The following is a 20,453-nucleotide window of genomic DNA, read 5'->3' on the forward strand; positions in this document are numbered from 1 at the left end:
CCGTCGCCGGCCAGTCGCTGTCGCTGTCGCTGTCGCTGCCGCGGGTCAGCGCTTGTGGTCGCGGAACCAGGCGGCCGCGCCCGGATGCAGCGGGATCGACGCGGTGGAGATCCCCGTACGCACGTTGATCTGCCACGCTTCGGGAACGGCTTCGGCGTCGTCGCGACTGGCGGAGGTGATCGTGCCGGTGTGCGTGAAGATGGTGTCGGTGATGGCGTAGACCAGATCATCGAGCAGGTCGTTGCGGACGAGAAGCACGTTCGGCACAGCGACGGTACGGGTGGCCGGGACGCCGGCATAGGCAGTCGCGGGGATCATGGCCGGAGTGTAGGGACCTGGGAACGCCGTGAAGAGCGCGTCTGCCTGTGCGTCCAACGGGATCAGCCGGATCGGGTGGCGCTGCGCCAGCTCTGTGATCGCGGGTGTCGGGACGCCGGTCAGGGAGAACATCGCGTCGATCTCGCCGTCGCGCAATGCGGCCGCGGATTCGGCCTGGCTGAGGTACAGACCGTCGGCGTTCACCGGGCCGAGCTCCAGAACCCGCAGCGACGTGAACTCCGTGCCCGAGTCGCGGGCACCGAGGGATATGCGCTTGCCCTTGAGGTCCCCGAACTCGTCGATCGCTGAACCGGCCATGACCACGAGATGCAGGTGACTGTCGTAGAGCCGGCATATCGCCGAAAGCCCCTCAGGCGCGCTGCCGTCGGCCGTGATCAGCGCATCCAGGCTCGTCAGCCCAAGGTGCACCTCGCCGGCCCGCAACATCCGGATGTTGTCGGTGGACGCCCCGCTCGGCACGGTGACCATGGTGGCCCCCGGCACGTGCTCGGAGATGTGCTCGGCCAGCGCACCGCCGATGCGCCGGTACACCGCCCCCGCCGGCCCGGTGGCCAGTCGCAGGTGCACCTTGTCGGCCTCGGGCTGCTGGGAGCAACCGACGAGCAGCCCTCCGGCGGCCAGCAGCACCGCCCGCCGGCTGAGCCGTAACTCCCGGTTCAGCACCATGCCGAGATGATACGGACGGTGGCCGTCGGTCGCCGATGACATCGGCGACGTCTCATCAAGCCACCGCGGACCCAAGCCGCCGACTGCACGAAGGCAACCAGCGCACGAGGAAGCTCACCAGGACACATGTACCCGCGAACGGCGGCTTGACCTGGCACATCTGGCTCCCGTCGGCAGATGCGAGTCCGAGGAAGATGAGGAACGAACGCTCAAGGGTTGCTCCACACCAGAAGCCTCATCCTGCATGCGCGCCCCGGTGCTGGCCGTCGGCGACGGGGCGTTGGGGTTCTGGGGCGCGCTGTATCTGCGCACCACCAACCCGATCGGGTCCACCTTCGCCACGGTCCGGCACCGCACCAAGGTCACCAAAGGGCCCGGGTCCCGAGCCGCCGGCCTGGCCATGGCCCTCAAACTCATCGAGTCCGCCCAGGCCCGCTGGCGCGCGGTCGAACGGGAGCCGGCGACCGCAGCCTGACATGCGGTGCTAAAACAGAGACACCGTGAGAGAGGCAGCAATGGACCAAGGCACCCGCGGCGAGCTCATCAGTCGGCTGGCCGAGGCGATCAGATCCGTCACGACCGCGCACCCGCTGCGGATCGCCATCGACGGGCCGCCCGCCGCCGGCAAGACCACGCTGGCCGACGAACTCGCCGTCGTCCTGCGCGCGCAGGACCGCGACGTCATCCGCGCGACCATCGACGACTTCCTCTTCCCCCGTGCACAGCGCTACCGACGCGGCCAGTACTCGGCCGAAGGCTGCTACTTCGACGCCCACGACCACGCCGCGCTGTGCCGGGTCCTGCTCGATCCGCTGGGGCCAGGCGGAGACCGAAGGTTCCAACACGCGGTCTACGACAGAGACACCGACACCCCATCGTCCCCGCCGGCCACGACCGCCCCCGCAGACGCCGTACTGCTCTTCGACGGCGTCTTCCTCTTGCGCCCAGAGCTCATCGACCGGTGGGACCTGCGCATCTTCGTGTCCGTCCCCTTCGAGCAGACGGTAGATCGCGCCCGGGACCGAGGCACAGCGCTGGCGGGATCCACCGCCGACACCGCCGAAATCGAAAGGTCCTGGCGCAACCGCTATATCCCCTCCCAACAGCTCTACTTCGCCACAGCCCGCCCAACCGACCACGCCGACATCATCGTGTACAACGATCAACTCCAACGGCCGACCTGGGAAGTCCGACCGCACTCATCGATACACAGGATTGACAATTGCGCCGCGGCTCACCGACACTCCCGCACTCCATCCCACACATATCCCGGATCTTGAATCTCGGTCTTGTCCTGGTGTCCCAGGGGCCTGTTGAACCGTTCGGCTACCTCGTTGAGCAGGGAGAATCGTGGTTTGAGCTGTTCTGACCGGCCCGCTCGCTCATGAATTCATTGATCTGGTGGCTCTGGTGTGCGACCTGAGAGGACTGACATATCGCATCCTCATGCTCTTAGGCTGCTCGTCATGGACAACGGTGGAACATTTCTCCGAGTGGCGGACATCACTGCGACGCTGGACACGGTGCTCACTACCATGCGAGCTGTAGATGCCGACATCACTTACCGCCTGGGGGGCACGAGCGCAGCTCTTCTCCAGGGTGTTCAACTTCCTGTCGGGGACATCGACCTCCTGGTGGCGCGGCGAGAGGATGTGGACAAGTTCGGTGCCGCGCTCGCCTCATTTCCCTGCCTTCATGCTGCCTCGTGGCTTCCAGAGTCCTCGCAATACTTCGCCAGGTACGAGGTGCACGGGGTCAAGGTGGAGATAAGCACCGTTGAGAGGCAGGTTGACTCTGACGGGATGGAATGCGTTGGTCGCGGCCCATGGCAGCACTACGTGTGGATCGCATGTGGCTCGCACCAGGTTCCTGCCGTTCGTCTGGAACTACGGTTGGCCACGGAACTCTTACGAGACAGAGCCGACCGTTACGAGCCCCTCCTCGACCACATGAGCGCGCAGGGGTGCGATTTTGACCTGTTGCATCGGGCCATGAGGGACCAGGGCCTGTCAGCGGAACACCAGCGCTTGGTCTGGGATCGCCTCGGCCACTCTGCTCCCACCTCCTGATAGCTGCCAAAGATCGTTGCTCGGTAACCAGGCAACTCAGAACACGGAACCTGCGGATTAAAGATCCAGTTCGAGTCGTTCCAGGCGGACCAATGCAGGTCAACGCCTATGCGCGGTCCATCCTGAACGCCTCACCCTCGTATCACAACCCAAACTGCAACCCACTGCACTCCTCGACCGTCGAAGGGAATGTCAGGGACAGATGGCAAGATCATCGCCATGACGAACATGGATGATCTTCTTCGACGGGTGCGGGCGAAGGCGAACGCGACCGCAGAGCGGTTACCTCCTCCCGCCACGGCGGAGGAAGTGGCTCAGGCCGAGAGCATCTTGGGTTTCCGCCTTCCTCCTGTGTTCGTCAGGCTCTACCGTGAGGTGGCCAACGGCGGCTTCGGCCCCGACTACCAGCTCTTTCCACTCTTGGGCGAAGGACGTACCGCGGTCAACGTCTACCGCGAGGAGCGCGCGACGGCAAAGTCTGATGATGAGGCCACGCACTGGCCGGCGGATGTCCTGCCGGTCCTGGATTGGGGGTGCGGCATGTTCGCCGCAGTGGACTGCCGTAGCCCCGAGGGTGCCGTACTGCTCTTTGAGCCGAACGGCATCGACGATGAGTGGCACCACGCGTGGTACGTCGACTCCGAAAGTCTGGCCGGCTGGTTGGAGACGTGGCTCTCGGCAACGGGCTGGTACGAAGAGGACGCCGACGAAGACGGCGAGATGCGGCCATGGGAGGCGGCCCGGCAACGTCTGTCAGCGGGTAGCTGACTTGGTCAGCTCCATCTCGCCCTCACGGATTAAGGTGGATGTTGCTTTCCTCTGCGGCAGGCGTCGTGACCTGTGGTGGTGCAGCGGCGTGATCAAGCGCTCCCCCTCCCGTTCCGCGTATGTTCTGGATCTTGTGGGAGGAGCATGGTGCGGTTGGGGGTCGCAGTAGGGCGGTACGATCAGGTCAGTTCCAGTAGGTGAGCGGTGGGACTGTAGTCGATCTTCCAGTCTGCGTATACGCCTAGGCTTCCGTCCCTCAGGCAGCGCAAGCCAATGCTGACCCAACGCACTTCACCGTCACTGCGGAAGGCGAACCCGACTGCTACAGCGAACTCCTCGCCTCCACATGGGCAAGCACATTCTCCGAGGTCAGCCCCATCCACGCAGTCGGCACTGTCGGCAATATAAGAGGCGTCCCCGCAGGCGACACAGATACGTTGTACGCAACCTTCAACGTCATCGGCCATGACGTTGAAGCGCTTGCCAGTGCATCCGGCGCACACTGCCTCACTCACTTGCTGGACGGCGTAGCCACCCGGCTGGTGCTCGCGGAGAAGGTCGGCGAGATCCTCGAAGTCCTCGCCTCGCCAGAGATCGCCCGACGTGTCGATCGCCACAGCACACGAGTGTATGGCCGTAGGGTACGGCTTTACAGCGGGTGACCGTTCCTGCCCGTTTGCCGCTCTTCACCTGCGGCGCTGCCCCAGCAGTACGGCACCGTCTACGCAGCTGGCGGCCGAGGGTGGGGGACGCCTGCTGCTGCCGACCGGGGCCCACCTCGCCGCCGCTCTGGGAGACGACTACCGGGCCATCGGCGTGACATCGAGCCACGGCCGTACCGCCATCGTGGGCGAACCAACGCGGGAGCGCCCGGAGGGCACCTGGTACGACGCGCCGCTCCCGCCGCCTACCGGCAGCAGCATCGAAGCGGCATTCGCCACTGGCTCACTCTGGACCCTCGCGAACCTCCGCGCGGCCCGTCCCCACATCGACGATGCGGAATCCTTCCAGCAGTCCCGCATGGCCGACTACTTCCTCGACATGCCGGTGTTCGCGGCGTTCGACGCCATTGCTCACGTATCCCATACGACCGGCACCGACTACGTGATTCAGCCTTGACAAAACTCCGGAGCTGCCGTGCTTGACGATGCGGTGATCAACGAGGCCGCTATACCTGCGGCTTCAGGCCAATTACGTCGGCCGGTTGCGGGTCGAGGTTGGTATCAACGTCGCCGTTGACCACCTGTGGTGCAAGAACTTGCTCACGTCGGAGGAGGAAGAACTCTACTTCGACATCGACGACCGGTTTCGCGAGCACCTACCCGAGCCGCCGTTCTATGCTGACGGGGACACCATCGGCGCGATCACATGGTTCAAACGCGCCACCACAGGCGCGACGCTCGCTCGTTTCAAGCCGTTGCAGACCTACTGTCGGTGCACGACGTGCGATGTGACCTCGTACGGGCGAGAGATCCAAGGAAACTCATCTACGAGGACGAGTACCAGGCCGGCGTGATTCCCAGGATCCGAAAGCCCGATCGCCGCTGCCGCCTGGTGTCACACTTGGACCGACCACCTTGGATTCCAAGCGGCATCTCGCCCGTTGACCATCGGAAATCAGATGACGCGATGGGCTGGCCTGCGCGCTCACGTGAAGAACTTCGCCCAGGACGGACGGGAAGGCCTGATCTTCGCCGGACCGGACAACGGGGCGCTGCGCAACACCAACTTCAACCGCCGCGTCTGGGCCAAGGCACTCCAGGACGCGGGCGTGCCGAAGATTCACTTCCACGATCTCCGACACACCGGCAACACCCTGGCCGCCAGCACGGGCGCGTCCACCCGAGAGTTGGTGATCCGCATGGGGCACTCCAGCACCCGGGCCGCTCTCATCTACCAGCACTCCACCGACGAGCGTCAGCGCGAAGTGGCGCGCAGGCTTGACGCCCTCGCACGCGGCGCGCTCACCAGGAAGCCATCGGGCACGTACGGGCACGATCCCAAAACCAGGCCTACAAAGATCGAAAGCCCAAGCCATTGACCTGGGCTTTCGTGTGAGTGGAGCCTAGGAGACGCCTGTGACCTGCGGAGACAGCGTGAGAACGTCCGCTGACGTTCGTGATCATCTCTGCCGATTGTCACGCAGAACGTCACGCAGGGTCGGGCTGCCAGCTTCTGCGGCTTGGTTCGGACAAGAGCTGCCGTGACGTTCATTTGCTGGCTATGCGGCTGCCGAGCACGAACCGCTCACGAGTTCTTCATTTCCGGTGAGACCCGGAAAATCCTCGTCGTCCCCTGGCGGTCGAACACTGTACTCCGCTGATGTACAGCAGTTCCACAGCTGAGAAGTCCACGTGACGGGGCCGTTGGAATCTGATCGCCTGAGAAGAGCAAAATTCGCCGGAGCTATCAGAAATATCATTATGGAGAGAACGCAGACCATCGGCGCCGGTGGCCCTGACAACAATAGGGCCTCCTATCCGAGCTGTCCTACCTAGCGATCTCCCAGTTCCTGGCGAGCAGCCCTGAATGCCCAAAGATCCTGGTAGCGGATCAAGCGTGAACGTCGCGTTTTCTTGTGGACGGATGACCAACGGCTGCCGGAAAACACCTTGAGGGACATCCACGCGGAGGATCCAATAATCGTCTCAACCGTCTGCCACGGCGGTGCTGGTGACCACGAAAGAAGAAGGCTCCTGACCTTATGTTTGCGCTGGTCAGGAGCTCCTTCCTGCTGGTGATGGCCCTTCAGAATTCAATCTGGAGGGCAGAAAGCGCCCAGCTCAGGACCGCGTCACCCGCCGGTGACCGGGCGGCTCAGATACGGGAAGTGGTCGAGCAGGGCCCCGGTTGCGTCCTTGTAGGTCAACCCCATGGTGAGTCCTTCGTTCAGCACCAGGGCATACATGGAATCCGGGGCGCATTCGGTGAGGCCCTTGCCGTTCTGAATCTCCTTGGTCCAGGGGTCCCAGAGCGCGGAGGTGCCCACGTTGAATTGCAGGACGTCGGGCAGGACCGTGTCCGCGACGTACGCGCCGTACGCCTTCGGGGTGCCCTTGCCGTGCGGTGGGTCGGCGAAGGTCTTTCGTGCCGCGACGACGGCGGCCGTGGTGTCCCGTACCTGACCCCAGAACCCCGAGGCGGGATCGCTGCCAGGGTTCTTGGGCCTGCCCTTCAGGTGGTCCTTGGGGTGACTGGCGTTGAAATCCATGCCGGCGGAGCCGCCGGAGAAGTCCCATATGAAGCCGACAAGGGGGCCTGCGGCGTGCTGAAGTTGATGCCACACGCCATGCTCCTTGACCGAGGTGTTTCCCCAGTATCCAATGGTTCCCGAGCCGGTGATCGAGCTGGGCACCTCAAGGACGATAGCGCTGACGTTGGTGTTCTGGAAGGCGTTCTGGGCGGGATAAAGCGCGGTGTAATTGGGATTCGTGCCTGTTGACAACGCGGCCCGCGTTGCCACGGTGAAACGCGGGTCGTTGAAGAACGGCTCACCGCGCTCACCGGCGAAGAGCTTGATTCCGTCCGTACAGGTGACAACCTGCCCCAGTCTCGCTTCGGCCGGTGTAATGACCTTGCCCGTGGCGTCGCGGTCACGGGCAGCGCGACCGGTTAGCTGTTCAACCTTTACAGCCTCGCCGCCTGGAAAAGTAACGCGCCAGGTGATGTCTTCGAGGTAATCAAGCGGACTGCTCGTGTCGACCTTGAACTCATAGTAGACTTCGGGATCGAATCCCGAGCTCTGCAGCGGCGAGACGTTGATCACGAACACCGTGCCGTTGTTGCCGGCGAAGCAATAGACATCAGTGATATCCCGCTGCGACTCCGGGATGTCAGCGTGGTGAGACATTATGCAGCTCCTCTAGCGGATGGGGGTATGCGGGAAGACGGGGTTGCGGGAGAACGGTTCGAGAGCAAGAGTGAAGAACTTGCCCATGAAGCCGACATCCTTGGTGGCGCCAAACTCGCCGACGAACAGCAGGTAGGGGAACTCGCGGTGATCCCACGCGACGCGAGTGGCCTTCCCTTCCCGACTGATGAGTTCGTACCAGCCGTTGTCAAAGCCGCTGAGGACCGCGACACGCGACGGTGCTCCATGTTCCGGAATGATCGACGCGTCGACCATCGAGCCATCCAGGGCTTGCATCTGAGGCCAGACATACGCCATTCGCGTGAGGCGTGGACTGGTGAAGTAATCCTCGACGGGTGCGGCTTTGACCCCCGCTGGCAGCAGCAGTCGGGCGCCGGGGCCGAGAAATGGGCCGTGCCACCGCCGCGCGCCGCCGCGCACAATCGTTTCGGCAGCTGTGCCTGCGCCCGACGATCGGGCGCGAGTGGCGGCTGAAGCGGTGCCGGCGGGAGCGCCCAGAGCCACGATGAAGGGGGAGGCGGCGAGTCCGGCGAGAATGCCACGCCGGTTCAACATGCGCCCGCCGACGCTGTCCGTGACTCCGTCATAAACGTTGAGTTCCGGGTTCATTGATTTACGTCCGACCATGGTTCGTCACACCTTTACTGGGAAATTCGGATCAGCAAGGCTGGACCCTGAACAGGGACTTCCCGAGCTTTATGTAGTACGGCGATGGTGTTGCCCGGGCGGAAATGACTCAGCGATGGGCCGTGCACTGGTTTCATGAGGCGTGGGCAACACGTCCATCGTGGGCCTCAAATGCACGCGACCATGCCGCCCACGAGGTTCCACGGAGTCCTCCACAAAGGGGATTCCTGACGCCCGCCGGAATGATGATCACTTGATGACCAGGCAACGGGTCAGGCCGGAGGGGTTGGGCGGGGCATGATCTACACTCCGTGCTCTTTAGTCGCTTTCAGTAGCCTCTCCGTCGGAGAATGATCTCTAGTAAATGATGGCGAATTCGTAACGGATGTATGTCGATTCCACATCGGTGAGTGCGGACAGAGCTTGGTGTGGACCGTCCGGCTCCGGAGCCCTTCGCGACCAAGACCGACGCGGAGGTCTGGCTGACGAAGATCGAAGCACAGATCCTCGATGACGAGTGGATCGACCCGGATGCCGGGAAGATCGCTTTCGGCAAGTACGCGCGCGACTGGATCGACGAGCGGCCCAAGCTCCGGCCGCGCACGGTGGAGTTGTACGGCTACCTGCTGCGCAGCCACATCGCGCCGACCTTCGGAGAGAAGCCGCTCAATGCGATCAAGGAACCGCACGTCAGGCGCTGGCGGAAGGCTCTGCTTGAGCAGGGGGTCAGCGAGGTCACCGTGGCCAAGGCCTACCGGCTGCTGAAGGCTGTTCTGTCCACAGCTGTGGATGACCTGCTCATCAAGCGCAACCCGTGCCGCATCAAGGGGGCCGGCCAGGAGCAGTCTCCCGAACGGCCGGTCCTGACGGTGGAAGAGGTCTACCGCATCGTCGATGTCATCGAACACCGCTACCGGGCGCTCGTCCTGCTGGCGACGTTCGCGAGCCTGCGCTGGGGAGAGCTGACCGGACTCCAGCGGCGGGACCTCGACCTCGACGCCAGGACGGTCCGCATCGAACGTCAGCTGATCCAGATCACCGGCAAGGGCCTGGTCTTCACCGAACCGAAGTCACAAGCGGGCAGGCGCACCGTCGTCATCCCGGTCCTGATCATTGACGAGCTCCGCGCTCACGTGAAGGACTTCGCCCAGGACGGCCCGGAAGGCCTGATCTTCGCCGGACCGGACAACGGGGCGCTGCGCAACACCAACTTCAACCGTCGTGTCTGGGCCAAGGCGCTCGAAGACGCGGGCGTGTCGAAGATCCATTTCCACGATCTACGGCACACCGGCAACACGCTGGCCGCCAGCACGGGCGCGTCCACCCGAGAGCTGATGACCCGCATGGGGCACTCCAGCACCCGGGCCGCGCTCATCTACCAGCACTCCACCGACGAGCGTCAGCGCGAAGTGGCGCGCAGGCTTGACGCCCTCGCCCGCGGCGCGCTGACCAAGAAGCCATCGGGCACGTAACGGGCACGACCCCAAAACCAAGCCCTATAAAGAGCGAAAGCCCAGGCCGTTGACCTGGGCTTTCATGTGAGTGGAGCCTAGGAGATTCGAACTCCTGACTTCCTGCTTGCAAACGGGAGCCTGGTACCACCTGAAGCCGGCGTTGCCCAGTTCAGAGAGCAGTTCCCGAGTGGCAGGGTGTGATCGTGTAAGACCTCGTTGCTGTACTTCTCTGCTGTACAGCGCTGAGCACACGGCAGGACGCCGACAACTGAGATCCGTAGCATGGTTAGCGGCGTGGCGTATTACCGGCTGCGCCCCCACTTGAATCAGGATCAATGCGTGTGCATCGCGAGACGGTCGGATCAGATGCTTGCGGTGTGGATATGTGCAACGCGAGTGCCTTACTCGCCCCCGAAGGACGGCTTGCCGAGCGGGTGGTCGCGCCGCAGTGACGATCATGATTGCATCGAGTCGTCAGGCGTGGCGGCAGACCCGAGATGCACTTCGAATTCAAAGCAAGTAGGATCATGGGGTGAGTGACCCGGCACCTGGCCTGAATTCGGAGCAACTCGGTGCGTACTTCGCTCTGATGGAGGTCAGCAGCCTTCTTCAGTACGCGGTGGACGAGCACCTGCGCGCCGACGGTGACCTCAGTTACGTGCAGTTCCAGATCCTGGCGCGGCTGGTGGACGCTCCAGAGGGCAGGCTGCGGATGACGGATCTGGCCGACGGTGTCGTGTACAGCCGCAGCGGGCTCACCTACCAGGCGGGATTGCTGGACAAACGCGGCCTGATCACCCGCTCACCGTCGCCGGACGACGAGCGCAGTGTCATGGTGACTGTCACCGACGCCGGCCGGGGCCTGATCGCCCATGTGCTTCCCGGGCATGTCGACCGCGTCCGGCAGTTGCTGTTCGAACCGATGACCGGCGAGGACCTCACCGCCCTCAGCACCGTTCTCGGTCGTGTCCGCGACCACATGCGCGCCACCCCGCCACGGTCCGCCAAACCCCGCGCCGGACGCAACCGAACCGACTGAAGGGCGGAGAGGGATGGACCGAGCACTGCTGGCGGACTTTCTCCGGGCACGGCGGGAGAGGCTGCAGCCGGAGGACGTCGGGCTTCCCCGTGGCTCACGGCGTCGTACGGGTGGACTGCGGCGCGAGGAGATCGCGGTGCTGGCCGGCATGTCGGCCGATTACTACAGTCGGCTCGAGCAGCAGCGCGGTCCGATGCCGTCCGAGCAGATGCTCGCCGCCCTGGCGCGGGCGCTGAACCTCAGCCCGAGTGAGCGGGAGCACTTGTTCGCCCTCGGCGGGCACTCGGCTCCGCGGCGCTCCTTGCGCGACGAGCAGGTCAGTCCGGCCATGAGGCGCATCGTCGAGCGTCTCTCAGACACGCCTGCGATCGTGTTGTCCCGGTTCGGCGAGACGCTGTTGCAGAACCAGTCGGCGGTTGCCCTGCTCGGCGACTACACCCGGTTCAACGGCATGTCCCGCTACCTGGTCTACCGCTGGTTCACCGACCCGGCGCAGCGCGCCCTCTATCCCTCCGAGGACCATGCCCTCCGCGGCCGGGTCTTCACCGCGGAGATCCGGGCGGCGTACACGGCCGACCCTACGGGCACAGCCGGCGAGATCGTCGACGCGCTGCTGGCGGTCAGCCCCGAGTTCGCCGAGGTCTGGCGGCGGCACGAGGTGGATGTCACCCACCACCACGATCTGAAGCGCTACCGCCATCCGGAACTGGGCGAGCTGGAGCTTTTCGGCCAGCGGCTGGTGGATCCCGACGAGGGCCAGGAGTTGCTGGTCTTCCTGGCGCAGCCCGGCTCACCGAGCGATGAGAAGCTCCAGCGCCTGATCGCGATGAGCTGAGCCCGCCTCGTTATCCACGGACTGTTTGTCCGTGGATAACGGTGACATTCACCCGGCTTCCGGTTCGCGCCATGCTTGATGGGTCGGAGCGGGAAGGTGGTGAGTAACGTGGACCGGGAACTTCTGGAGCACTTTCTCCGGGCGCGCCACAATGAGGTTGGGGGCGATCATGTCGGCCCGGTCATGACGCGCATCGTCGAGCGTCTGCCGGACTATCCGGCGATGGTGTTCTCCCGGTGCGGCGAGGTGCTGTTGCAGACTCGTCCGGCGATTGTTCTGTTCGGCGATTACACCCGGTTCGGCGGAGCGTCGCGCTCTTTGGTCTACCGCTGGTTCGCTGACCCGGCGGCGCGCGAGCGCTACCTCGTCGAGGTGGGCGTCACCGGTCACTGGCACCTCCGACGCTACCGGCATGCCGACCTGGGAGAGCTGGAGCTATGCCGACAGCTTCTGGTGGAGCCCGTGGAGCACCAGATGCTGGTGGTCTTCATGGCCGTCCCGGGCTCTCCAAGCGACGAGAAGCTCCGCCGCCTGACAGTCGCGGGCGACTAGACCCCGGCGGCTGTGAGCCGGCTCACACCGTACAAAAGTTGCTTCGAATTCGAAGCGTGCTATGGTCACGAAGTGCTTCGAAAACGAAGCACCTCACGATGAAAGAGACGAGGGCTTGTGATGAAGGCAGTGCGTTTCCACGAGTACGGCGACCCGAGCGTCCTGCGTTACGAGGACGTCGAGCAGCCCGTCCCCGGCGCCGGGCAGGTGTTGATCCAGGTCGCCGCGACGTCGTTCAATGGGGTCGACGGCAACATCCGCGCCGGATTCATGCAGGGTCCGATCCCGGTGACGCTGCCGCACACGCCGGGCATCGACGTGTCCGGCACGATCGCGGCGCTGGGCGAGGGCGTGACCGGCATCCAGTTCGGTGACCAGGTCGTAGGGTTCCTGCCGATGGTGGCCGATGGCGCGGCCGCGGAGTACGTCGTCGCTCCGGCCGAGATTCTCGCTCCGGCGCCGACCAGCATCTCCTTGGCCGACGCCGCCGCGCTACCCATCGTCGGTCTCACCGCGTGGCAGGCGCTGTTCGACCACGCGAAGCTGGCGGCCGGCCAGCGCGTGCTGATCAACGGCGCGGGCGGCGCCGTCGGGGGCCACGCCGTTCAGCTGGCCAAGAACGCCGGCGCGTACGTGATCGCCACGGCCAGCCCCCGCAGCATCGAGCAGGTCAAGGCCACAGGTGCCGATGAGGTCATCGACCACACCACCACCGAGGTGGCCGCGGCGGTGAGCGAGCCGGTCGACGTTGTGCTCAACCTCGCCCCGATCAACCCGGCGCAGTTGGCCGCACTGCTCACCCTGATCCGTCCCGGCGGAGTGCTGGTGAACACCACGGTGTGGATGCCCGCCCCCAGCGACGAGCAGCGCGGCGTACGCGGCATCGACCTGTTCGTCCGCAGCGACGCCACCCAGCTGTCCCACCTGGTCGCGCTAATCGACTCCGGCGAACTGCACGTCGACGTCGCCCAGCAGGTCCCCCTCCCGGAGCTGCCGGCCGTGCACGCCCAGGCCGCCGCGGGTGCGCTGCCCGGCAAGACCGTCATCGTCGCCCCCACCGCCTGACGCCGCCCCATGAGGCCGACCCGGCCACCTTCGAAGCACCACCCATGACAGGAGAAACCTCGATGTCTCACGACAATGTGATCACGGTGCTCGGCGCGACCGGCACGCAAGGCGGCGCGGTCGCGCGGGCGCTGCTGACCGACGGCGAATTCACCGTACGGGCGGTGACGCGCAACGCCGCGTCGCCCAAGGCGCAGACTCTGGCCGGGCTCGGCGCCCACGTGGTGGAGGCGACCCTCACCGACGAGGGCAGCCTTCGCCGGGCATTCGACGGGGCATACGGCGCGTTCCTGGTTACGCCGTACTGGGAGCACCGTTCGCCCACCCGGGAACTGGCCGAGGTGGAGAACCTCATCAGCGCGGCCCAGGCCGCCGCCCTGCGGCACGTCGTGTGGTCGACGCTCGAGGACACCCGCGAGGCGATCGCGGCCGACGACACCCGGATGCCGTTCATCGGCGACGGCTACCGGGTGCCGCACTTCGACGTGAAGGGAGGGGCCGCCGACGCCCTGTTCGCCAAGTCCGGCCTGCCCACGACGTACATGCTGATGTCCTTCTACTGGGACAACCTGCTCGGCCTGGCCAAGCCACAACGCGACCCGGACGGGACGCTGGCCTTCCATCTCCCGCTCGGCGACACGGCCATCGCGGGCGTCGCCTCCGACGACATCGGCCGGCTGGCGCTGCGCGTGCTGCGCCAGCCGTCGCAGACGATCGGCGCCACGGTTCCCGTGGTCGGCGAGTACCTGACCGGCGAGCAGATGGCGGCGGCGCTCAGCACGGTCCTCGGTGAGCCGGTGGCCTACCGCCCACCCACCCACGACCAGTTCCGCAGCGTCGGCTTCCCCGGCGCGGACGAGCTGGGAAACATGTTCCAGTACTACACCGAGTTTCCCAGGTCCTATCTCGGCCGCCGCGACCTCGACATCGCACGCGCGTTCAACCCCGATCCGCTCACCCTGACCGACTTCCTGGCCGCGCATCGTGCCGAACTCGCGGCCTGACCGACTTCCTGGCGACTCGGACGAGCCCCGATGACCAGCACCCGACCTCACCCCGTTCAGCCCGCCCGGAACCGCCAACTATGCGCAGGCGGGCGCCTCCTTCCAGCTCGCGGCGCCGGTCGACCCGGCCGGGGCGTTCACCGCCCGCTCGATCGACGACGTCGTCCGCGCCGTCGCCACCGCGCGGTCCGCGCGACCCCGGCAGCCTCATCCTCGTCGTGACGAGCGCAGCGCATACGGCACAAATGATTAATCATGCATCGCGACACCAAGGATATCGACATGAGGACGCCAATACTTATCAGCTCAACGGACGACACCGTCTCGATCACGGTCCAACAGCGAAGCTCGGTGGCCCCCAGCAAAGCTTTCCGAATCATCGTCCCAATCGATCTCACGTCCGTCTTCCACCGGGTGGCACCATTCCCCGGTGTCAAGAGCGTGGCGAACCAGACCGAAGAATGGGATCACGTCGGTCCGACCAGGAACCCTCAGTTCGACGACGGATCGCAAGTCGACGAACAGTTGACCGAATACACCGAAGGTTCAAGTTTCGCATATCAGCTGACGGGGTTCACTAATGTCCTTTCCCGCCTCGCCGCCGGCGTCAGAGGTGAATGGAACTTCAATCCCGACGGCGATGGCACGCTCCTCCGATGGACTTACGAGTTCAAGCCGCTTCCGGGACGTCGCTGGATTCTCGCCGGCCCGTTCGCGCCCCTGTGGCGCCGATACATGGTCGCCGCCCTTGCGCGCTGCGTGCGAGCGGTCGAAGCGGCACAAGGCAACTCGTAGGTGACCCCAGGATCCCGCTTCGCCGACCGGCGAATGCCGGTTCCCGAAGTCCTTGGCGTCAGCGCCGCCGCATCCGTGCTCGCCGCGGTGGCCGGCCACCCCGCCGCATCAGGGACCGCGGGAGCAGCAATCCTAACTTCGCCAACCGGCTGTACCGTCCCGCGACGGACGGGCAGCTGGTGGCGAAGGGGCCACGAGTCCCACACAGGATCATGCTGGACGTTGACGGCCGCCAGGTGGTGCGCCGCGGTAGGCAGACGATACAGGCACTGGAGGACCGGGCGGCGGAAGTGTGGCTACCGGTCGTCTAGGGCCTGACGCCCCATGACCTGAAAGAAAGCAGCGCACGCACGCACTTGCACAAGGTGTGGATGGACGAGGACCTGATCCCGGACGTGGCGCAGGCGGAGCGACTTGCCCACTCCATCGCGTCGATCAAGGGCAGGGCCACGCACATCTCGGACCGCTACTCGCACGTGTCGGAGCCGATGCGCCAGCAGCTCGTGGCGGCGCTGCAAAAGCGGTGGGAGGGCTCGCTGGGGCCGGAGGGCCAAAACCGGCCCTTCGAGGCTTCCGATATTGCAGGAGCTTCTGCGGCCGTACCTGCGCCCCTGGGTGGTGTCCTCCCAAATTCCTCCCATCGTCGGCGCGAAGATCATAGAAATGAGAAATGACCAGGCCGTTTAGCCTGGTCATCGCCCTTCTGATCTTGTGGAGCCTAGGAGATTCGAACTCCTGACTTCCTGCTTGCAAAACGGTCTGATCTTCAGGCACAACGGCCTCGACCTGCGCGGAGGACGGTCCGCGAGTGACCGTGATTGACCGCTGCTGACCGCCCTTAATGGCACGCTAATGGCACGGCGATCACGTCGCGGCCCGGCCGGTCGCTCTGGAACGGCATGGGCAACGAGAACTGCAGCTAGGAAGCAGACACCATCGACGGCACAACTTCGATGATGCGTGCGATTCCGACGGGTGGCTGCATCTCGTGCATGGTGATCAGGTCGCCCGGCTTGAGGTGCCGCCATTGCTAAGGGGCCAGGGGACGAGCCTCACCGATGGGCACCTGCCCGGTCCCCGCGGATCAGGACCCTAAATCAAGAGGGAGGTGGGCTGAGCAGGGGTTTGGCCCTCGCCCGTGCGTCGGTCAATGTCCCACATGGGTTGGAGCGATCCGCGAAGAGGTACCGGCAGGCACGTCCCCCCGTCCTCGGCGCGCCAGACAGAGTTCCGAGAACTCCCCTGGGGGCCTCCACAGCAACCGACAAAGAGGCATAGAAAGCGCGTGACAGCTGAAAGCGCCATCAAGTAGAACACCTCCCGAACTAACACTCGAAGTGGCTACACTAAGGTCCTTATGAACTTTTAAGCAAAAGCGGACTTTAAGTCAAGAGTAGGACGCTCCAGCCGGAAAGGTGACAAATTGCTCAGCACGGCAGAGTCGCTACTAGGCATCTCACGCCACATGGCCGCCTACGGAATGAGTCCAGAGAAGGCCGCCTTGGGGAACATCGAGTTCTCTGGCCACGTACTCGAGATGGTCGTTCGCCTACGCGGAAGCGGCAGCTCTTCCCTAGATAGAGTATGCGCGATTGCGCTGGACGCTAACATATCTAAGAGAGCCCTCGTTAAGGAAATCCTGCCCACCCTAGAGGCGCTCAGTCTTGTAGAGATAATCAAGAAAGATGGGGAAATAATAGCGATTAACGATCGCATCCCTCCATTTTCAGCGCTACCTGATATCGCGCAATCTATCATGTCTGCGGTTGCTCTCGACCCAGAAGAGCGCGCAGTTCTGAAGGTCTTTCAAGAAACCACGCTTATGCCAATTACGATGCAGCAGGCGGTAGAGTACGGCGTAAGTGTGGCCAACGAGGAAGCGGCCAACCATGCGATCTCCTACCTGAAGGCACTTCACCTATGCACCAGCCAGCAGAGTGATGAAGGGGCTGTTGTCCTGTACAACCCCAACGTTTGGTCGTCGGATGTAGACTACACGTATGCTGCACTTCAGGCAGAAGACGGACGCGCCCGCACTGCATTGACTGCACTCTTGGAGGAGGTATCCACTACTGCTGGCTTGCCTCAGGACGAGGTGACTTCTGTGGATTCGAAATGGATAAACTTCGCCGTCGCACACGGCTTGGTGCATCGATCTGTCGTTCAGACCAGCACGGGCGAGCAGCGAGCTTTTCTCTTTACCCCTCACATGGGAAGGAACGCTTTCGATAAGCCCCTCGGGGTGGACCCAAGCGGTCATGTACGTCAACTGATCGGCTCAATGGTGTTTGCACACAAGTATGCAACTAACCAATTGTGGTCCCCCACCAGATTCCTCAACAGGCTTATCGAAGATGGAGAGGCAGGCGACGCGTCAAATATCGGCACAGACTACCCAATGCTTGAAACCGCGGGAATCGTTCGAGTAGAGCCAGGAAGCAGGTTCTTCAAGTTCGTTCTTTTGCAAGGAGATGTCGCGCAAGAGGCTCTCTCTTATCTAGAGGACTCTGGAGGCTCTTCGTCGCAAGGGGCTCTGCTGCGTGATCAGCGAAGATACTTTTCTCCCGAGAAAGAAAGAGCGGTTCACAGTATTCAACTCGCAAAGACGGCTGCCACTGAGCCCAGCGAAACTGCGAAGCTGATGGCAGCCTTGCGGCAGGAGATCGGCAATAGGCGATATGGTAAAAGATAATTTCGATAAGGGTGCTGACCTTGAGAGGCGTGTAGGGCGGGTCGAGTTTGGGGACGGGTCGCTTGTTCGTCTTCGATGGCCTGTCGTTCAGCATACAAATCGTCGGAGACTAATCACGGACGTTGATGTCTTCACTCTAGATTTCGATTCACGGCTACGGCCGTCCATCGGCATAATCGAATGCAAGTCAACTCGCGGTCGCGCAGGTGAACACGACAGGCTGTTGTGGCTTGCCGGTCTGAGAGTGCTTGTGAGGGCATCAAGTGCTCGTCTCGTTCGTGATGCAGTCAGCCCAGAGGGCCGCGACTTGGCACGACAGCTAGGCGTGGAGGTGATGGCGTCCAGAGAGCTGCAAAGGCGAGAGGAAAGCCATGGATGGCTTCCCTATAGTTTCGCAACTGTTGGCAACGAGTCATACGTAAGTGCTACGCGTGAAGCGGATGCCCAGTTCAAGACCGTTGGGAGCATTCCGGCCGATCTAGTATCCTATATCCGCCACGATTCCCTGATCTCCCCCCCTCATCGTATCCTTGGATCTATTCTCACACTCGCTGAAATATTGCGCGAAGGAGTAGTGCTTCCGCAGCCGGCCGGAATGATCCTCGCTGCCGACACGCTCGTCGCTCTGCTTGTTTCTGCACTCCGCAGTGCACGCCGACTGGATCAACTGGGACCAGACGGCATGAGAAGAGAGATTGAAGACGGACTAGCGACTGGCAATCCTCACGATAGAAGTATCATCAGGATAGTTGATCTAGCTGATCGTCTGCTACGCGAGCAGATAGCCACTCTTCAGAAGAAGTATGCTTCCGCCGGAGCGCAGCCAGTAGAGCATTACACCCCTTCGCTACGTGAACATGTCACGTTCACCCCTGACTGGCTTACCAGGTTTTATGACTTGAGTGAGCGGCTGTGGCATCGTCCAGATCTAGCTCGAGAACTTCCCCAAACGGTAGATCTTATTTGTTACGATGCGCTGCTTGGCAACTCGAATTGGAAATCTCAAGCGTTTAGCCATTTGTTCTCGCTAGAACACAGGCAGCTTTTGGTAGTGGCCGTTGATACGCTAAGGGCGGCCGCACCGGAACTGGCGTCCTACCTGAGTGGCATTCTAGACATCTCATTCAATATGGCTCCCGTTCCTCCTCGTAATGTTGTCCGCAGAAATCCTTTAATCAAAGACTCTAATGAGGGTGACGATGGCGATGGAACTCAACAAGAGCTGCCCGTTTGAGGTGGTTTAGACTCCGATTTATAGGATCGGCACCCGTTTGAGCGCCTCGCTTCAGAACCGGCAACTAGATTGGGGGATCGCCGGGACGTTCACGCCTCGTTCGTTCCGGAGTTCCGCATGGTGTCCCTTGACGGCCAGACGGTCATCGAGACCACTGCGTGGGGAAATGGCACCGTCAGCACCATCGCCATCCGGCCCTCTGCTACCGCTCCTGCCCGCGGTACTGAGGAGACTGCCTGAGGTTAGGCGCAAGATCTTGGTAGCTGTTCGGTTCGCCACCATCCGAGCTGCCTACGGCTTTACAGCGCGTGGCCGTTCCGGCTGGGAGATGGCCTCTGACCTGCGTCGTGACGTGGTCCCGGAGCAACAAGACCAGCGATCATTGCACGTATATTGCACGGCTTCCAAGCGGATCACCTGCGACTCGCACCGACCGCTAACCACCGAAGCTCCAGCAATAGAGCAACTGATCTTCGCTACGCGCACGGCGGGCCAGGTCTCGCAGCTCCGCGATCAGTCTGGATAACGGCCAGGGATCAGAGCCGTCATCCGCTGCCCATTGCTCGCCAAGCTCGATGAGCCGTTCGTCGGGGACATCGGCGAGAGTGTCGCGGACATCCGCCGGCAACTCTTCGATGCCTGGCCCCACCAAGTACGGCGAACCCTCAGCAAGCGCATCCCACTCCGCATCGGTCTTAGGTGCACCTTCCGGAGGCGGATAGAGGTCAACCGTTTGTACGAGGTCATCGGTGCAGGGCACATTCCTGATCAGCGCAATCAGTTGTGGCAGCGAGTCCCATGGAGTGAGCCACTTGGTCTCGACGGCGTCGAAGGCCGGGATGCCAGGAAGGGGCTTCTCGACCGCGCGGGGGTAATCCGGCTTCTCCACGGCGGCCTGCCTGTTCGCCGCCCGGTAGTAGTCGTAGAAGACCCCCATCGGACCCTCCGGCCTTGATCGCTTGGCTTCTATGCCTGCGACACATTAGGGGATCGTACGTGCACGCGAAAGACGCCCGGGCACCGCTAGCAACTGTCCTGCCTGAGCATCCCGTCGCCGTCGTCCCACCCGTCAGGGAAGCGGGCCAAGGGCCTGGGGTGAAGGTGGAGCCCCCAACCGGAGGAACGACCTTCGCCCCAGGCCCTTGGTCTGCTTGGCTTGCCCTGGAGCGATGGCGACGGGATGCTCAGGCTTCCACCTCAACCACCCACAGTCCTGACACCCGGCACGGCGAGCATCCCGGAGCCGGAGTGCCCCTGCCGGAGGCCTGGTTTGCTTTGGGCTACCGGGGCCTGGAGGTCACGCTCTAGGCATGCGATCATCATGCACATGACTTCGATCAGAAAGGGCCATGCCGCGTAGGCGCCCTTCGGCGGTCCGCACGCGACGATTCATGTGCGTGACCCACAGAGCCTCGATTCATCAGGTTCCCGGTCTCGGGCCGC

Annotated in this window: 19 protein-coding genes and 1 pseudogene; 15 read left to right on the forward strand and 5 right to left on the reverse strand. The window is 63.4% G+C overall.

Going from position 1 to position 20,453, the window contains the following annotated elements:
• Window positions 1-45: 45 nt before the first annotated feature.
• Window positions 46-1,005, reverse strand: a complete 960-nt coding sequence (locus tag EDD27_RS43775) for a TAXI family TRAP transporter solute-binding subunit (RefSeq protein ID WP_127937974.1) — start codon at window positions 1,003-1,005, stop codon at window positions 46-48.
• Between the two features lie 298 nt (window positions 1,006-1,303).
• Between EDD27_RS43775 and EDD27_RS56040 the strand changes: the two are divergent.
• The 3 genes and pseudogenes from EDD27_RS56040 to EDD27_RS43790 form a co-directional block, all read left to right on the forward strand.
• Window positions 1,304-1,453 (forward strand): annotated as a pseudogene (locus EDD27_RS56040) (IS256 family transposase); the annotation flags it as partial.
• 67 nt (window positions 1,454-1,520) lie between these two features.
• A complete protein-coding gene (locus EDD27_RS43785; RefSeq protein ID WP_127937978.1) occupies window positions 1,521-2,285 on the forward strand; it encodes a cytidylate kinase family protein in 765 nt (254 codons plus the stop codon).
• Between the two features lie 1,008 nt (window positions 2,286-3,293).
• Window positions 3,294-3,842, forward strand: coding sequence for an SMI1/KNR4 family protein (locus tag EDD27_RS43790; protein ID WP_127937980.1), 549 nt, complete (start codon window positions 3,294-3,296; stop codon window positions 3,840-3,842).
• A gap of 179 nt (window positions 3,843-4,021) precedes the next feature.
• Here EDD27_RS43790 and EDD27_RS43795 read toward each other — a convergent pair whose 3' ends face one another.
• Window positions 4,022-4,459: a hypothetical protein gene (locus EDD27_RS43795; protein ID WP_127937982.1), complete on the reverse strand. Its 438-nt coding sequence runs from the start codon at window positions 4,457-4,459 to the stop codon at window positions 4,022-4,024.
• Here EDD27_RS43795 and EDD27_RS43800 point away from each other — a divergent pair.
• Together EDD27_RS43800 and EDD27_RS43805 are read left to right on the forward strand one after the other, a co-directional pair.
• Window positions 4,446-4,961 (forward strand): TraB/GumN family protein, encoded by a 516-nt coding sequence (locus tag EDD27_RS43800; protein ID WP_127937984.1) that lies wholly within the window; start codon window positions 4,446-4,448, stop codon window positions 4,959-4,961. The genes EDD27_RS43795 and EDD27_RS43800 overlap by 14 nt on opposite strands.
• A gap of 502 nt (window positions 4,962-5,463) precedes the next feature.
• Window positions 5,464-5,883: a tyrosine-type recombinase/integrase gene (locus EDD27_RS43805; RefSeq protein ID WP_127937986.1), complete on the forward strand. Its 420-nt coding sequence runs from the start codon at window positions 5,464-5,466 to the stop codon at window positions 5,881-5,883.
• Window positions 5,884-6,636: 753 nt separating this feature from the next.
• Here the strand turns inward: EDD27_RS43805 and EDD27_RS43810 are convergent.
• Both EDD27_RS43810 and EDD27_RS43815 read right to left on the reverse strand, forming a co-directional pair.
• Window positions 6,637-7,692, reverse strand: coding sequence for a DUF4331 family protein (locus tag EDD27_RS43810; RefSeq protein WP_127937987.1), 1,056 nt, complete (start codon window positions 7,690-7,692; stop codon window positions 6,637-6,639).
• A gap of 12 nt (window positions 7,693-7,704) precedes the next feature.
• On the reverse strand, window positions 7,705-8,340 hold the full coding sequence (locus EDD27_RS43815) for a hypothetical protein (RefSeq protein ID WP_127937989.1): 636 nt from the start codon (window positions 8,338-8,340) through the stop codon (window positions 7,705-7,707).
• A 428-nt stretch (window positions 8,341-8,768) separates the two neighbouring features.
• Here EDD27_RS43815 and EDD27_RS43820 point away from each other — a divergent pair, with 428 nt between their 5' ends.
• The 10 genes from EDD27_RS43820 (at window position 8,769) to EDD27_RS43865 (ending at window position 19,010) form a co-directional block, all read left to right on the forward strand.
• Window positions 8,769-9,812 carry a tyrosine-type recombinase/integrase gene (locus EDD27_RS43820; RefSeq protein ID WP_164904054.1) on the forward strand — a complete coding sequence of 348 codons (1,044 nt, stop codon included), beginning with the start codon at window positions 8,769-8,771 and terminating at the stop codon, window positions 9,810-9,812.
• Window positions 9,813-10,326: 514 nt separating this feature from the next.
• Complete coding sequence (locus tag EDD27_RS43825) at window positions 10,327-10,833, forward strand: MarR family winged helix-turn-helix transcriptional regulator (protein ID WP_127937992.1); 507 nt, start codon at window positions 10,327-10,329, stop codon at window positions 10,831-10,833.
• Between the two features lie 13 nt (window positions 10,834-10,846).
• Window positions 10,847-11,668, forward strand: a complete 822-nt coding sequence (locus EDD27_RS43830) for a helix-turn-helix transcriptional regulator (protein WP_127937994.1) — start codon at window positions 10,847-10,849, stop codon at window positions 11,666-11,668.
• A gap of 108 nt (window positions 11,669-11,776) precedes the next feature.
• A complete protein-coding gene (locus tag EDD27_RS43835) occupies window positions 11,777-12,220 on the forward strand; it encodes an MmyB family transcriptional regulator (protein ID WP_127937996.1) in 444 nt (147 codons plus the stop codon).
• 120 nt (window positions 12,221-12,340) lie between these two features.
• Window positions 12,341-13,285, forward strand: a complete 945-nt coding sequence (locus EDD27_RS43840) for an NADP-dependent oxidoreductase (RefSeq protein WP_127937999.1) — start codon at window positions 12,341-12,343, stop codon at window positions 13,283-13,285.
• 62 nt (window positions 13,286-13,347) lie between these two features.
• A complete protein-coding gene (locus EDD27_RS43845) occupies window positions 13,348-14,289 on the forward strand; it encodes an NmrA/HSCARG family protein (RefSeq protein WP_127938001.1) in 942 nt (313 codons plus the stop codon).
• 255 nt (window positions 14,290-14,544) lie between these two features.
• Complete coding sequence (locus tag EDD27_RS43850) at window positions 14,545-15,084, forward strand: SRPBCC family protein (protein WP_206641922.1); 540 nt, start codon at window positions 14,545-14,547, stop codon at window positions 15,082-15,084.
• 371 nt (window positions 15,085-15,455) lie between these two features.
• The gene (locus tag EDD27_RS43855) at window positions 15,456-15,758 is read left to right on the forward strand and encodes a hypothetical protein (RefSeq protein WP_127938003.1); all 303 of its coding nucleotides are present in this window, start codon (window positions 15,456-15,458) and stop codon (window positions 15,756-15,758) included.
• Between the two features lie 791 nt (window positions 15,759-16,549).
• Window positions 16,550-17,776, forward strand: coding sequence for a P-loop NTPase family protein (locus EDD27_RS43860; protein WP_127938005.1), 1,227 nt, complete (start codon window positions 16,550-16,552; stop codon window positions 17,774-17,776).
• A gap of 334 nt (window positions 17,777-18,110) precedes the next feature.
• Entirely contained in the window at window positions 18,111-19,010 is a 900-nt protein-coding gene (locus EDD27_RS43865; protein ID WP_127938007.1) for a hypothetical protein, read from the forward strand.
• A gap of 436 nt (window positions 19,011-19,446) precedes the next feature.
• Here EDD27_RS43865 and EDD27_RS43870 read toward each other — a convergent pair whose 3' ends face one another.
• The gene (locus tag EDD27_RS43870) at window positions 19,447-19,947 is read right to left on the reverse strand and encodes a hypothetical protein (RefSeq protein ID WP_127938009.1); all 501 of its coding nucleotides are present in this window, start codon (window positions 19,945-19,947) and stop codon (window positions 19,447-19,449) included.
• Window positions 19,948-20,453: the final 506 nt, after the last annotated feature.

This window comes from Nonomuraea polychroma, from assembly GCF_004011505.1.
In the GTDB taxonomy this organism is placed as follows: domain Bacteria; phylum Actinomycetota; class Actinomycetes; order Streptosporangiales; family Streptosporangiaceae; genus Nonomuraea; species Nonomuraea polychroma.

Bases quoted from the DNA above. Each gene is read 5' to 3' on its own strand.
- EDD27_RS43775 (WP_127937974.1), bottom strand. From the start codon at position 1,005: ATGGTGCTGAACCGGGAGTTACGGCTCAGCCGGCGGGCGGTGCTGCTG.
- EDD27_RS43785 (WP_127937978.1), top strand. From the start codon at position 1,521: ATGGACCAAGGCACCCGCGGCGAGCTCATCAGTCGGCTGGCCGAGGCG.
- EDD27_RS43790 (WP_127937980.1), top strand. From the start codon at position 3,294: ATGACGAACATGGATGATCTTCTTCGACGGGTGCGGGCGAAGGCGAAC.
- EDD27_RS43805 (WP_127937986.1), top strand. From the start codon at position 5,464: ATGACGCGATGGGCTGGCCTGCGCGCTCACGTGAAGAACTTCGCCCAG.
- EDD27_RS43810 (WP_127937987.1), bottom strand. From the start codon at position 7,692: ATGTCTCACCACGCTGACATCCCGGAGTCGCAGCGGGATATCACTGAT.
- EDD27_RS43815 (WP_127937989.1), bottom strand. From the start codon at position 8,340: ATGGTCGGACGTAAATCAATGAACCCGGAACTCAACGTTTATGACGGA.
- EDD27_RS43830 (WP_127937994.1), top strand. From the start codon at position 10,847: ATGGACCGAGCACTGCTGGCGGACTTTCTCCGGGCACGGCGGGAGAGG.
- EDD27_RS43840 (WP_127937999.1), top strand. From the start codon at position 12,341: ATGAAGGCAGTGCGTTTCCACGAGTACGGCGACCCGAGCGTCCTGCGT.
- EDD27_RS43845 (WP_127938001.1), top strand. From the start codon at position 13,348: ATGTCTCACGACAATGTGATCACGGTGCTCGGCGCGACCGGCACGCAA.
- EDD27_RS43850 (WP_206641922.1), top strand. From the start codon at position 14,545: ATGCATCGCGACACCAAGGATATCGACATGAGGACGCCAATACTTATC.
- EDD27_RS43855 (WP_127938003.1), top strand. From the start codon at position 15,456: ATGGACGAGGACCTGATCCCGGACGTGGCGCAGGCGGAGCGACTTGCC.
- EDD27_RS43860 (WP_127938005.1), top strand. From the start codon at position 16,550: ATGGCCGCCTACGGAATGAGTCCAGAGAAGGCCGCCTTGGGGAACATC.
- EDD27_RS43865 (WP_127938007.1), top strand. From the start codon at position 18,111: ATGGCGTCCAGAGAGCTGCAAAGGCGAGAGGAAAGCCATGGATGGCTT.
- EDD27_RS43870 (WP_127938009.1), bottom strand. From the start codon at position 19,947: ATGGGGGTCTTCTACGACTACTACCGGGCGGCGAACAGGCAGGCCGCC.